General features: G+C 65.0%; 14 protein-coding genes. 4 read left to right on the top strand and 10 right to left on the bottom strand.

The window, feature by feature from the left end; translation table 11 throughout:
• Positions 1–393 precede the first annotated feature (393 nt).
• From J7396_RS07905 to purM, 6 genes are all read right to left on the bottom strand, one after another.
• Complete coding sequence (locus J7396_RS07905) at positions 394–1,077, bottom strand: DUF3108 domain-containing protein (protein ID WP_008572650.1); 684 nt, start codon at positions 1,075–1,077, stop codon at positions 394–396.
• 3 nt (positions 1,078–1,080) lie between these two features.
• Complete coding sequence (locus J7396_RS07900) at positions 1,081–1,908, bottom strand: DUF3108 domain-containing protein (protein WP_008572646.1); 828 nt, start codon at positions 1,906–1,908, stop codon at positions 1,081–1,083.
• Positions 1,909–1,974: 66 nt separating this feature from the next.
• Entirely contained in the window at positions 1,975–2,643 is a 669-nt protein-coding gene (gene purN, locus J7396_RS07895; RefSeq protein ID WP_209261266.1) for a phosphoribosylglycinamide formyltransferase, read from the bottom strand.
• A complete protein-coding gene (locus J7396_RS07890) occupies positions 2,630–3,247 on the bottom strand; it encodes a DUF2238 domain-containing protein (RefSeq protein WP_209261410.1) in 618 nt (205 codons plus the stop codon). The genes purN and J7396_RS07890 overlap by 14 nt, the downstream gene beginning before the upstream one ends.
• A 22-nt stretch (positions 3,248–3,269) precedes the next feature.
• Positions 3,270–3,734, bottom strand: a complete 465-nt coding sequence (locus J7396_RS07885) for a hypothetical protein (protein WP_209261265.1) — start codon at positions 3,732–3,734, stop codon at positions 3,270–3,272.
• 12 nt (positions 3,735–3,746) lie between these two features.
• Positions 3,747–4,880, bottom strand: coding sequence for a phosphoribosylformylglycinamidine cyclo-ligase (purM, locus tag J7396_RS07880; protein ID WP_029819912.1), 1,134 nt, complete (start codon positions 4,878–4,880; stop codon positions 3,747–3,749).
• A 22-nt stretch (positions 4,881–4,902) separates the two neighbouring features.
• Here purM and J7396_RS07875 point away from each other — a divergent pair, with 22 nt between their 5' ends.
• The 3 genes from J7396_RS07875 to hda are packed head-to-tail and all read left to right on the top strand — an operon-like array spanning position 4,903 to position 7,882.
• The gene (locus J7396_RS07875; protein WP_029819911.1) at positions 4,903–6,015 is read left to right on the top strand and encodes a DUF2066 domain-containing protein; all 1,113 of its coding nucleotides are present in this window, start codon (positions 4,903–4,905) and stop codon (positions 6,013–6,015) included.
• The gene (locus J7396_RS07870) at positions 6,012–7,178 is read left to right on the top strand and encodes an AI-2E family transporter (RefSeq protein ID WP_005913351.1); all 1,167 of its coding nucleotides are present in this window, start codon (positions 6,012–6,014) and stop codon (positions 7,176–7,178) included. Before J7396_RS07875 ends, J7396_RS07870 begins: the two co-directional genes overlap by 4 nt.
• On the top strand, positions 7,175–7,882 hold the full coding sequence (gene hda / locus J7396_RS07865) for a DnaA regulatory inactivator Hda (RefSeq protein WP_029819910.1): 708 nt from the start codon (positions 7,175–7,177) through the stop codon (positions 7,880–7,882). The genes J7396_RS07870 and hda overlap by 4 nt, the downstream gene beginning before the upstream one ends.
• A gap of 91 nt (positions 7,883–7,973) precedes the next feature.
• Here hda and murU read toward each other — a convergent pair whose 3' ends face one another.
• The 4 genes from murU to J7396_RS07845 form a co-directional block, all read right to left on the bottom strand.
• On the bottom strand, positions 7,974–8,687 hold the full coding sequence (gene murU / locus J7396_RS07860; RefSeq protein WP_011348135.1) for an N-acetylmuramate alpha-1-phosphate uridylyltransferase MurU: 714 nt from the start codon (positions 8,685–8,687) through the stop codon (positions 7,974–7,976).
• On the bottom strand, positions 8,684–9,703 hold the full coding sequence (locus J7396_RS07855) for a phosphotransferase (protein WP_014090686.1): 1,020 nt from the start codon (positions 9,701–9,703) through the stop codon (positions 8,684–8,686). The genes murU and J7396_RS07855 overlap by 4 nt, the downstream gene beginning before the upstream one ends.
• Before the next feature lie 57 nt (positions 9,704–9,760).
• Positions 9,761–10,033 carry a GlsB/YeaQ/YmgE family stress response membrane protein gene (locus J7396_RS07850; protein WP_005913344.1) on the bottom strand — a complete coding sequence of 91 codons (273 nt, stop codon included), beginning with the start codon at positions 10,031–10,033 and terminating at the stop codon, positions 9,761–9,763.
• Positions 10,034–10,540: 507 nt separating this feature from the next.
• Positions 10,541–12,034, bottom strand: coding sequence for a M20 family metallopeptidase (locus tag J7396_RS07845; protein WP_209261264.1), 1,494 nt, complete (start codon positions 12,032–12,034; stop codon positions 10,541–10,543).
• A 157-nt stretch (positions 12,035–12,191) separates the two neighbouring features.
• Between J7396_RS07845 and J7396_RS07840 the strand changes: the two genes are divergently transcribed.
• Positions 12,192–12,566, top strand: a complete 375-nt coding sequence (locus J7396_RS07840; protein WP_008572623.1) for a helix-hairpin-helix domain-containing protein — start codon at positions 12,192–12,194, stop codon at positions 12,564–12,566.
• Positions 12,567–12,925 lie beyond the last annotated feature (359 nt).

The raw sequence follows: 12,925 nt of genomic DNA, 5'->3' as shown, positions 1-12,925 counted from the left end.
AGGACCAGTCACGATGGTCGGGGTGCGCAGTCTCAACCAAACAACACTCAGCGCGCTGGCGTGGCGTCTTGGTTCTTCAATCGAGGCGCACGCAAGAGGTTTGAGGAGGTGTCCTCACCGTGCCTTCAACCGGCCGTTGCTGCTCTCGCTTTCAACAGAGCAGCCCGCGAACTGCCTGGTGCGGTGTCCTCGCCGTTTGCGGGACGTGTGGCGGCATGGATGCCGCCACCGAGCCTCCACGGACGGATTCACGGCGTGTCCCGCGAGCGGTGAGGGCATCGCGCACTCGGTTCACCACGCTTCAGAATGGCTATTGGCGGGTTGCCGCTCAATAGTGCCTCCCAGCAGCGCACCGCAGCGCATTCCTGGGCACGCTCGATCAGGCACAAACGCTCAGCGCAGCGACTTGATGGTCAGATCCAGCGCGTCCTGGCCTTTTTCCTTCTGCAGCAGGCGCGCCGGTACCGGCAGATCTTTGACCACCCACGCAATCAATTCCTTGTCGCCGTCCACGCGCGAGACCTTGGTGGCCTGCTCCTGCTTGCCGTTGACGGTGATGGTTTCCTTGCCGACCACCTTATAGCTCATCGGCTTGATGCGGCCTTCGTCCACCATGCGGTAGTTCAGTGGTTTGCCGGCGGCCAGATCGCGCGTGATGGCCAGGTTGATCAACAGCGCGTCCATGTCGCCGGGCTGCAGTTTCACCGGCCCGCGGCGGTCCGGCTTGATGTCGCCGCCCCAGGTCGCCTGACTGGTCTTCCAGTCGTAGTTGGCGGTGACATTACGGCGCTTGACCATCATCGATGAGGTGTCGTTGCTGCTGACCGGGCGCAGTTGGCCATTTGCTTCTTCGAACACCGTGCTCTGGGTCAGGTTGGCCAGCTGGTTCTGGATGGTCAGCGTATAGCGCCACTGGTTGGCGCCGGCAGCGGCCAGGGTCATGGTGCCATTGGCTTGCATGCCCATGTAGTTGGCCGAGTAGTCGGCCTGGAATGGCTGCATGGCCAAGGCAGGCAGACTGGCCAAGGCCAATGCGGCGGCGGCAACGATGGCGCTGGGACGGGGGAGGGTTTTCATCGATCAGGCTCCTTGGTATTCGACCAGGCGTAGATCGACCTGATCCTCACCTTTGTCACGTTGGAGGATGCGCACCGGGGTGGGGACCCCGTTGGCGATCCAGAGGATGGTTTCGTTGTCGCCACCGTTGACGCGGTACACGCGCAACGCGTCGTAGCTCAGATCGCCCACCTGCACCACCTCGGTGGCGTCGGCTGCGCGGTAGTCGTATTTGCGCACCTTGCCTACGTCGACATAGCGATAGCTGAGGTTGCGCCCGGGTTGCGCGTCGCGCATCAGCGACAGGTTCAGCGACAACGCGCTTTGGTCGCCGTGCTGCAAGGGGATCGGCTGCTGGCGATCTTCCTTCAGATCACCGTTCCACTGCGCTGTGCCGGCCTGCCAGTTGTAGACACCGGTGACCTTCTTGCCGAAGAACACCGCCTTGCGCACCGTGCTCTGGCTCAGCGGCACATAGGTATCGCCATCGACGCGGAACACCGTGCTCTGTTCCAGGTTCAAGCCGAGAATGCTCGCGAAGCCCTTGCGGCCACGCACCGACATGTCGATGCGCCACTGGCTACCCTCGCCGTGGCTGACCTGCATGGTGGCATCGCCTGCTTCCTTGCCACGGTAGAACGCCTGGTAGGTCGCCACGAACGGTTCCAGTGGCGGCGGGGTCCAGGTGCTGGCGGGCAGGGCTGCGGGCGGTGTCGGCGCGGCGCCTGGAGTTGTGACCGGAACGGGCGCCGCTGGCACAGGCGCGGCGGGCGCCTGCTGCGCACGGCCGGGGCCGGCCTCGGTCAGCAAGGCGACAGTTAACAGCGCGGCGGCGATCGGGATGACGTTCATGCGCTGGTGGCGGGCACGGAGGCCGCAAGGATGTCCGAGACGGGATGAGGGGGATGTCTTCCGCATTCAGGAGAGTGCGGTGTTTGCGGACTCTAGTCGCAGTGGCGTAAACAGGCACTGACCGTCGACAAGCACGGTGTCGCCGTGCACCGCGACGCGGCCACTGGCAAGCAGCTCCAGCGTGGCCAGGAGCAGCGGGTGCTCGCGTGCCAGCACCCGCGTGGCCAGTTGTTCGGCACTGTCGCCGGGCAGGACCGGCACGCGTGCCTGCGCGATCACCGCGCCGGCATCCAGCTCCGGCACCACCAGATGCACGCTGGCACCATGCTCTGCATCGCCGGCTTCCAGCGCGCGCGCGTGCGTGTGCAGGCCGCGGTATTTGGGTAGCAGCGAGGGGTGGATGTTGAGCGTGCGCCCGGCGAAACGGCGCACCAACGGCTCACCCAGGATGCGCATATAGCCGGCGCAGATCACCCAGTCCGGCTGCGTGGCGGCGATGGCATCGCCCAGCGCGGCATCGAAGGCGGCGCGGTCGGCGAAATCGCGCGGGCTGGCGCTCCAGCGACGCGCCGGCTCGACTTTCTGCAAGGCCGGCGCCTGCGGGCGATCGGAAAATACGCCGACCACCTCGGCATGCAGGCGTCCGGTGGCGATCGCATCCAGGATGGCCTGCAGGTTGCTGCCGCGGCCGGAGGCCAGCACGGCCAGGCGCAGGCGGGCGTCAGGTGCGTGCATTGAATAACGTCCTCACAACGGGGTAGGCAGCCAGGCTGCCAAGGGTGGCCAGCAGCATGTCTGTATGCGCATCCCACGGGTCGCCCTGCTGGCCGTTGTAGGCTTCGGCCGCCTGCGGCGACAGCAGCAGCGCGATGCCCCATTCGAACCATTCGTAGACCAGGCTGACGCACATGATGGTCATCACCATCAGCACGAATGCTTGCCGAAGCGTCAGGCGTGGCCAGCGCTGCATCGCCAGCTGCGCAATGGCTGGCGTGAAGCACAGCCCGAACAGCAGATGGATCAGCCGATCGAAATGATTGCGTGTCCAGCCGAACGTGGCGCTGGGCGACCAGTGCAGCAGCTGCATGCTCCATTGCTCATAGGGCACGTTGGAATACAGCCAGCGTGCGCCAATGCAGTGCATGGCGATGAACACGCAGATGGCTACGAATGCACCCGTGCCCAGCGGCCAGCGACGGTCGGCCCACGCCAGCGCAAGCAGCCCCAGCACCGTCAACGAACTGTGCAGCGCCTGTTCCACCGGCCACGGCGGCGAGATCCAGCTCACCGAAAAGACCGCGACCGTAATGAGCAATGCCGCTAGCTTGGGACGGCGCAACGCGGGTGTGCTCACGTCGATTTCAGGCGGCGGGTGCGGCGACGCCGAACAACGCTTTGACCTGTGGACGCAGCAGCAGCACCAGCGTAAACACACCGACGACGGTGCCGAACGGCATGAACGAGCAGGAGATGCCGGCCACGATCAGGCACAACAGATGCCGCCTGCGCTGGGCGATGCAACGGCCGGCATAGGCGATGAACCCTGCCAGCGTCAGGCCGCAGCAGATGAACGCTGCCGCGAACACCACGAAAAACCAGCCGAACCAGCGCGGGTCCATTGGCGGCGCGTCCGGGCTGGTGCTCTCCATGGGCAGATGGCCAGTCACGATGGCAAGGCCCATGAACAGATGGATCAATGGAAACAACGAAAACAACCCGGTGATGCCGGCCAGCACGTAGTGGAAGATCGACAGCAGCTTGAGCTGCTGCAGATCTTCGGCGCTGGCAGCGGCAGTGGAAGGGCTGGCGATCGGGGACGCGTCCATGCAGGTCTTCTCTCAGCCGATCCGCACGCGCTCGTCGCCATGCGCCGGCACCACCTGGCCGATGCGCCAGTGCGCCAGCGACTGCGCATCCAGTGCCTGCTCCAGCGTGGCGGCCTGCTCGGGCGAGGCGATCAGCACGAAGCCGATGCCGCAGTTGAAGGTGCGCCACATTTCGGCATCGGCCACCGCGCCTTCGCGCTGCAGCCAGGCAAAGACCGGCGGCAGCGTCCAGGCGGTGGCGTCGATGTCCAGACCCAGCCCGTCCGGAACGACGCGGATGATGTTCTCGGTCAACCCGCCGCCGGTAATATGCGCCATGGCGTGGATCGCCTCGCCATGCGCCTTGAGCAGGGCCAGCACCGGCTTGACGTATAGCGCGGTCGGCGCCATCAGCGCATCGATCAGCTTGGTGCCATCGTCCAGCACGTGTTCGGCCGGCGCACCGGCGCGCTCGTAGATCTTGCGGATCAGCGAATAGCCGTTGGAATGCGGGCCGGAGGAGGCGATGCCGATCAGCACGTCGCCGTCGCGCACCTGCGCGCCATCCAGTAGCTGCGATTTTTCCACCGCGCCCACGGTGAAACCGGCCAGGTCGTATTCGCCCGGCGGGTACATGTCGGGCATTTCGGCAGTTTCGCCGCCGATCAGCGCGCAACCGGAGAGCTCGCAGCCACGCGCGATGCCGCCCACCACCGCCGCGGCGGTGTCCACATCCAGCTTGCCGGTGGCGAAGTAATCCAGGAAGAACAGCGGCTCGGCGCCCTGCACCAGCACGTCGTTGACGCACATGCCGACCAGGTCGATGCCGATGGTGTCGTGCCGTCCCAATTGCTGAGCCAGCTTGAGCTTGGTGCCCACGCCGTCGGTGCCAGAGACCAGCACCGGCTCCTTGTACTTGCCGGACAGGTCGAACAGCGCGCCGAAGCCACCCAGGCCGCCCATGACCTCGGGTCGGAAGCTGCGCTTGACCAGCGGCTTGATGCGTTCGACCAATGCATTGCCGGCGTCGATGTCGACCCCTGCGTCGCGGTAGGTCATGGGCGAGGGGCTGGAAGGCGTCTGGCTGGTCACGGGCGGGGGTGGCTCGGCGGTAAAGGCGGCGATTTTAGCAGCCACGTTGGCGCTAGCGCCCCATTCGGGCAACAATTCACCCGGATACGCTTATGTCATGGAACCGTCGATGCGCCGCAGTCTCGCTTTCTTTCTCGCCCTCGTGGTCGCCATGCCCGTTGCTCCGGCCTTTGCGCAAGCAGATCTGCGCACCGAAGGCGACGTTGCCAAGGCGCAAAGTGCCTACGACGCCGAAGTGCCGGTCAATAGCCAGAGCGAATCCGATCGCCCCGGCGCACTGGCACGTGCGCTCGGCGCCGTGCTGGGCAAGGTCTCCGGCGACCGCGCCGTGATGAGCCGCCCCGGCGTTCCGCAGGCGCTGCGCAACGCGCCGAACTACGTCGAACACTACGACTACCGCCAGGATCAGGGCACCTCGCGCACCGGCGCGCCGACCTTCCGTACGACCCTGGTGGCACGTTTCCGGCAATCGGATGTGGATGGCCTGATCGCCGCGCTGGGCTTGCCGGTGTGGCCCTTGCCGCGGCCCAAGCCGGTGCTGTGGTTGGCCATCGACGACGGCAGCGGCCCACGCCTGGTTGGCGTGGCCCAGGCCAATGCCGCGCGCAGCGTGCTGGACCGTGCGATCGAACGTGGCTACCGCCTCGGGCTGCCGAGCGGCGCCGCCGCCGAGCAGGCGCTGGCTGGCGCGATCTGGCGCAAGGACACCGCCGCGGTGTCGCGCGCCTCGGCCAAGTACAGCCCACCGATGCAGTTGATCGGCAAGCTCTACCGCAACGCCGCCGGCTGGACTGCCGATTGGGTCTTCGTGGACAACGGCAATGTGCTGTCCAGCTGGACCAGCAGCGACGGCGATGCACGCCGCGCCATGGCGGCCGGCGCCGACGGCGCCGCCGATGCGCTGGTCAAGCGCTACGCCAAGCGGGTGGATTCGGGCGTGCCCGGTGTCTACCGCGTGGTGATCACCGGCATCAGCAGCGCCGACGACTACCTGCGCGTGTCGGCCGCGCTGCAGGGCGTCTCGGTGGTACGCAGCATCCGCCCGGTCAGCGCCAATGGCGACCGGATGGAATTGGACCTGGAATTGCTCACGGGTATTTCCGGCCTCAACCGTATGCTCGGCGACAACAGCCCGCTGGTCTCGGTCTCGGTACCGACCGAAGGCCCGATCATTCTCGAAAACGAGCACGCCGAGTACCGTCTGAAATGACTTTGACTCCCGAAGCCGAAATTGCCCTGTTCCTGCGTCGCCTCAAGTGGGCGGCGGTGATTGTCGGTGTGTTGTGGGTGGTCTCGCTGCTGGCGCCGATCCTGACCCCGTTCGTGCTGGCGCTGTTGCTGGCATGGCTGGGCGACCCGCTGGTGGATCGCATCGAACGTGCCGGACGCTCGCGGAATGTCGCGGTGATGCTGGTCTTCGTGCTGGCGACATTGCTGTTCGTGCTGGCGCTGATGATCCTGGTGCCGATGATCGAGCGCCAGATCATGACCTTGATCGATGCGCTGCCGCAGATGCGCAACTGGGCGATCGGCACCGCCATTCCGTGGCTGGAAGCCAAGACCGGCATGCAGCTGATGGCCTGGCTGGATCCGGAGCGCTTGATCGACTGGATCCGCAGCCACTGGGAACAGGCCGGTGGCGCCGCCAAGACGCTTTTCGGCTACGTGTCGCGCTCGGGCTTTGCGATGGTGACCTGGGTGATCAACCTGGCGCTGCTGCCGATCCTGGCGTTCTACTTCCTGCGCGACTGGGATCGCCTGGTCGAACGCGTGGCTGCCGTCATCCCGCGCGCCTACATTGGTACCGTGAGTCGCCTGGCACAGGAATCCAACGACGTGCTCGGTGGCTTCATCCGTGGCCAGTTCCTGGTGATGCTGGCGCTGGGTGCGATCTACGCCACCGGTATGTCCATCATCGGGCTCAACCTGGGCCTGTTGATCGGCATCATCGCAGGCTTGATCAGCTTCATCCCGTACCTGGGCGCGACCACAGGCATCGTGCTGGCGCTACTGGCAGCCATCGTGCAGGCGCAAGGGCTGGATCTGAAATTGCTGATCGGCGTGGGCGTGGTGTTCACCGTCGGCCAGTTGCTGGAAAGCTATGTGCTCACGCCGCGTATCGTCGGCGACAAGATCGGCCTGCACCCGGTGGCGGTGATCTTCGCGGTGATGGCCGGCGGCCAGTTGTTCGGCTTTCTCGGCATGTTGCTGGCATTGCCGGTCGCGGCAGTGGCCAACGTGCTGTTGCGCTATGCGCATGAGCAGTACACGCGCAGCGATCTGTATGCGGGCGAGCGCGCCGGCATCGTGCTGCAGTCCACGCCCGAGCGCAGCGTGATCATCGACCCCAGCAAGGACCCGGACCGGTCGTGAGTGTTCCGCAGTTGCCGCTGGCGTTGCGCGCGCCACCCGATCAGCGTTTCGACAGTTACATCGCCGCGCCCGACGGCCTGCTTGCGCAGTTGCAGGCGCTGGCTGCGGGGCATGTGAGCGATTGGTTGTATCTCTCCGGCCCCGCCGGCACCGGCAAGACGCATCTGGCGCTGTCGCTGTGCGCCGCCGCCGAGCAGGCCGGGCGCACTCCCGCGTATCTGCCGCTGCAGGCGGCCGCCGGCCGCTTGCGCGATGCGCTCGAAGCGCTGGAAGGCCGCGGCGTGGTCGCCCTGGATGGCGTGGAAAGCATCGCCGGCCGACGCGACGACGAAGTGGCGTTGTTCGATTTCCACAATCGCGCGCGCGCGGCCGGCATCACGCTGTTGTACACCGCGCGACAGATGCCCGATGGGCTGGCGTTGGTGTTGCCGGACCTGCGTTCGCGGCTGTCGCAATGCATTCGGATCGGGTTGCCCGTGCTCGACGATGCGGCACGCGCGGCAGTACTGCGCGACCGCGCGCAGCGTCGCGGCCTGGCGCTGGACGAAGCGGCGATCGACTGGCTGCTGACCCACAGCGAGCGCGAACTGGCGGGGCTGGTGGCCTTGCTGGATCGTCTGGATCGCGAATCGTTGGCCGCAAAACGCCGCATCACCGTGCCATTTCTGCGGCGTGTGGTAGCGGGGATGCCGGGACCCGAATAACGCAGAAGCGAAGCGGGTCGCGGTGCAGTTGTGCCGTGTGTTGGATACGCTGCGGTGGATCGGCGGCAGGTAATGCCCACGCCCTGGCGCGTCAGCTTTTCTCCGGTCCCGCCAGTTCCCCCTGCAGCGCGGCCAGCCGCTGCGGCGTGCCGACATCGGTCCAGCGTCCGGGGTGGTGGATGCCATCGATCAGGCCCTCCGCCATCTTTGCGCGCAGGATCGGCGCCAGCGCAAAGCGCGGCGCAGTACCAGTCTGTTCCGGCAACTGGCCAATGACCGATTGCCAATCGCGCAGCAGCGCTGGTCGATACATGCCAATGCCGGAATAGGTGAGCGTCGCGGGCAGATCTGCGCGCACCTTGCCATCCGCATCCAGCGCGAAGTCGGCGCGCGCTGCGTAGCTGGGGCGGTCGACCAGTACCAGCTGTGCAAGTCCTGCGGGTACCTGCGGCAGACGGGAAAAATCGAAGTCCGTCCAGATGTCGCCGTTGATCAGCAAAAAGGGCGCATCGCCTAATAGCGGCAGCGCATGCAACATGCCGCCGCCGGTTTCCAGCGGCGTGGTCCCTTCGTAGGAATAGGTCAGCCGTAGACCGTAGGCGCTGCCGTCTCCCAACAGCTGCGGAAACTGCTCGGCCAGCCACGAGGTATTGATCACCGCCTCGTCCACGCCCAGCGCCGCCAACTTGCGCAGATGCCACACGATCAACGGCGCACCACCGACGGACAGCAGTGGCTTGGGCGTGTGCTCTGTCAGCGGGCGCATGCGCTCGCCGAATCCTGCCGCAAAGATCAGCGCCTTCATGCCGTGGCCTGCTGGGCACGCGCAGCCAGCGCGGGCTTGATCACCGCGTCAAGCAGGCCGATTAACGGCGCAAGCTCGGCGTAGCGCGGCAGCACTTCGTCCAGATACGCCATGAAACGCGGCACATTGTCCAGATACCAATGCTTGCCATCGCGATGACTCAGGCGCGAGAAAATCCCCAGGTTTTTCAGGTGGCGCTGCACGCCCATCCAGTCCGCATCGCGCAGGAACTGCGCCAACGGCGGTACCGGTAATCCAGCCGTTGCGGCACGTGCGTGATAGTGCTGCAGCCAGCTGTCTACGCGAGCGATCGGCCAGCTCACCGAAGTGTCCTTGAACAGGCTGATCGGGTCGTAGGCAATCGGGCCGATCACGCAATCCTGGAAGTCCAGCACCGCCGGGCCATCGGGCACCGGCATCAGATTGCGCGGCATGAAATCGCGGTGGGTGAACACGCGCGGCTGGGCCAGCGCGTTGTCCATCAGACGGCGCTGCACCAATTGCAACTGCTCGGCATGGGCGCAGTCCAGCTGCACGCCCAGGTGGCGGCCTAAAAACCACTCTTCGAACAAGCCGGCATCGCGTTGGAGCAGCGCCTCGCCAAACACGCCACTATCGGCAGGTGGGGGAATTCTTTGCAGCAGCAGCAGCTGGGCAATCGCGCCATCCAGCAAGTCGTCGGCGTTGGCGTCGGTGAGCACCTGTGCCAGCGTCGGAACGCCCAGATCCTCTAGCAGTAAAAAGCCCGTTTCCAGATCCTGCGCAAGCACCTGAGGCACGCGTACCCCATGGGCGCCCAGAAGTGCATGCATGCGCAGCCAGGGCGCCACGTTTTCCAGCTGTGGCGGCGCATCCATCAAGATGCGATCCACGCCACGCCCGCGCGTGCGCCAGTAGCTGCGAAACCCTGCATCGACCGATGCGCGCTGCAGCGAAGCGTGTGGATCGTCGAGCGCTTGTTGTGCCCAATGCAGGCGAAGCGCGTCGCGCGCAGGATCCGGATGAAGTGACGTCATGAAGAGAGAAGGCGTAGTGGAGTGATGGATAGACGCGGAAGAGACGCGTTGAAACGCTCAGCGCTTGCTGCCACTGAACAACCGCAACAACGCCAGGATGGCAATCGCGCCGAGCAGCGCGCCAAGGAAACCGGCCGGCTCGCCCGCGCGGTACCACCCCATGTAGCGGCCAAACCAGCTGGCGACCACGGCACCGGCAATGCCCAGCACGATCGTCAGCAGGCAGCCCAGACGTTGGGTACCCGGCGTAATGAAACGCGCCAGCAGCCCAACCACAAAACCGACCAGCAGAATGTAGAGCCAGCTGTCGCTACCAAACAGATGATTCATCGCAGCACCGAAGGTGGACGGGATCGGCAGACTAGCATTTCGGATGTCGCTGCCTCACGCAGCGAGCATTGGAGCGCGCGGGCCGATGCACTGCCTTCAGCATGACATGGTCATCGGCTCCTGCTACCACGCGCTCATGGTTCGGGCAGTGACTCCCGGGAAGTTGTCTTCCCGCGCAAAGAAGCCGTCTTTCGATAAACAAACCCCTGCGGGAACCCTTGCCGACTTGGGTGTGCAAAGAACGCCAGTTCTGCGCTGGGCAATGCGCGCCAGGCACGTCCCGAAGAAGAGCAACCGATCTCCCCTCTGCCAGCGGCAGAGGGAATCGGGTAAGGATGCGGTCCAGGCAGTACGTGGAGCCCGGCGGCCAGGTTGCGCCAGCAAGCCTGAGCGCCAAAGCGGGTCAGCCCGACGACCACGGCGCACCCGCTCATCCCCACTTAAAGCGCAGCCCCACCTTTCATGAAATCGATGCGCGCCAACCGCACGCATCGATGAAGCCACAACTCAACAGCAACCATGCCCACCATGACGGGTGCCGCTATCGGCCGCCACCGGCGAGCCGCTGGTTTCGCCGCGCAGGCAGGCGGCGTGATGGTCGGCAATCACCTTCGAGACGCAGGCAGTCACGCGCTTGCCCATCGGGATGTGCAGGAACTCGTTGGGGCCATGCGCATTGGAATGCGGGCCAAGCACGCCGGTGATCATGAACTGCGCGCCGGGAAACTTCTCGCCAAGCATGCCCATGAACGGGATCGAGCCGCCTTCGCCCATGTACATCGCCGGCTTGTCGAAAAAAGCCTGGCTGGCGTCGTCGATCGCCTTCTCCAGCCATGGTGCCATCGCCGGTGCATTCCAGCCGGACGAGGCCTTTTCCAGCTCTAGCGTCACCTGCGCACCATTGGGCGGGTCGCGCAGTAGCGCGGCCTTGAGCAACTCGCCGCAGGCCTTGCCATCGGCCGTTGGCGGCAGTCGCAGCGACAGTTTCACCGCGGTCTGCGGACGCAGCACGTTGCCGGCCGACGCCAGCGGCGGCATGCCATCCACACCGGTGATCGACAGCGCCGGGCGCCAGGTGCGGTTCAACACCAATTCGGTGAGGTCCTCGTGCATCGGCACCAGGCCATCGACCATCGGGAACTTGTCGAAAATCGCGGTATCCAATGTGGCAGCGGCGGCCTTCGCTTGGGTCAGCCGCTCGGCGGGCACCTCCACATGCAGGCCATCGAGCAGGATGCGGCCGGTGGTTTCGTCTTCGATGCGGGACAGAAGCTGGCGCAGCAGGCGGAAGCTGGACGGCACTACGCCCGAGGCATCGCCCGAGTGCACGCCTTCTTCCAGCACCTTGACCATCAGGTTGCCGCCGGTTAGCCCGCGCAACGAAGTCGTGCACCACAGCTGTTCGTAATTGCCGCAGCCCGAGTCCAGGCACACCACCAGCGACGGCTTGCCGATGCGCTCGGCCAGATGGTCCACATAGGCCGGCAGATCGTAGCTGCCCGATTCCTCGCAGGCCTCGATCAACACCACGCAGCGCGCATGCGGCAGGCCCTGGTTGCGCAGTGCCAGAATCGCGGCGAGAGACCCGAAGATGGCATAGCCGTCGTCGGCGCCACCACGCCCGTACAGCTTGTCGTCGCGCAACACCGGCTCCCAGGGGCCCAGGTCCGGGTCCCAGCCGGTCATCTCCGGCTGCTTGTCCAGATGACCGTACAGCAGCACGGTGTCCTCGCCCGATTCGGGGCCGGTGGCCGGAATCTCGATGAAGATCAATGGTGTGCGGCCTTCCAGGCGCACCACCTCGACCTGCATGCCGTCGATGGCCTGCGCACGCGCCCAGGTCTCCATCAACACGACCGCCTGCTCCATGTAGCCGTGGGCCACCCAATCGGCATCGAACATCGGCGACTTGTTGGGAATACGGATGTAATCGACCAGTTGCGGGACGATCTCGCGGTCCCAGGTGTCGCTGAGGAATTGGTCGATCTTGGCGCTGTCCATGGAGGCTCCGAATGCGTGACGTAGCCGCACATTCTACGCCCGCCTCGGGGGGTAGGTATTTCCCTACAAGGCGGCGCGCAGTTCACCGGCTGTGTGAAAAGTTCGTTGGCGATAGGATTGCTGCATGTGGCGCGGGACACTGGCTCCGCCGGCAGGAATGCTGGCTAGGACCATCACCCAAGCCACAAGGAGCGTTGCAATGAAGTCATTTACCGTAGTCCTGAAGTCCCTGCTACTGGCGTTGTTGTTGTCCTCGAATGCGTATGCGCTCGACAAGGTCGATATCAACACCGCGTCTGCTGAGGAATTGGACAAGGTGCTGATGAATGTCGGGCGATCAAAAGCCGAGGCAATCGTCGAGCACCGTCAGGCAAACGGTCCCTTCAAAAGTGCCGAGGAACTGGCACTGGTCAAGGGCATCGGACTCAAGACGGTCGAACGGAATCGCGACCTGATCGAAGTTGGAGCCACGATGGCTCCAGCCAAGAAGGCTGCCAAGGGGGCGGCGGTGAAACCGGTGGGACGGCGTTAAGGGGAAGGGATCCGAGATACGGTTCGACGCGAGGATGCGTGGCCGCAACCTAACTGGACAGGATGTCTGGGGGATGGCTGGAAGCCGACAAGGACGTGGAATCGCCCGGTGTTGCACTTGGATGTGCAGCCGGGCGTTTTTCGTTTTGGCCTGTGAAGATCTTGGGATCGCGCATCGCCAAGGTGTTTTGAAGTGGACAGCAAAACTTGGTGGGCAGTCTTCAGGCAGAGTGGACTGCTTCAAAGCCTCCAAGTGTTCGAGTGACTCATGCGTACCAAGTATTGGTAGAGCCCGCCTTGCGATGGGTCGTGGCGTCAGCCCGCCGCTTGATGTTCAGGTCACTGGCTATGCGTCTTGCC

Origin of the sequence: Xanthomonas sp. A1809 (assembly GCF_017746015.1) — a bacterium.
Taxonomy (GTDB): Bacteria; Pseudomonadota; Gammaproteobacteria; order Xanthomonadales; family Xanthomonadaceae; genus Xanthomonas; species Xanthomonas euvesicatoria.
The sequence above is the reverse complement of the archived record's forward strand: the minus strand, read 5'-3'. Positions and strand labels throughout refer to the sequence as shown.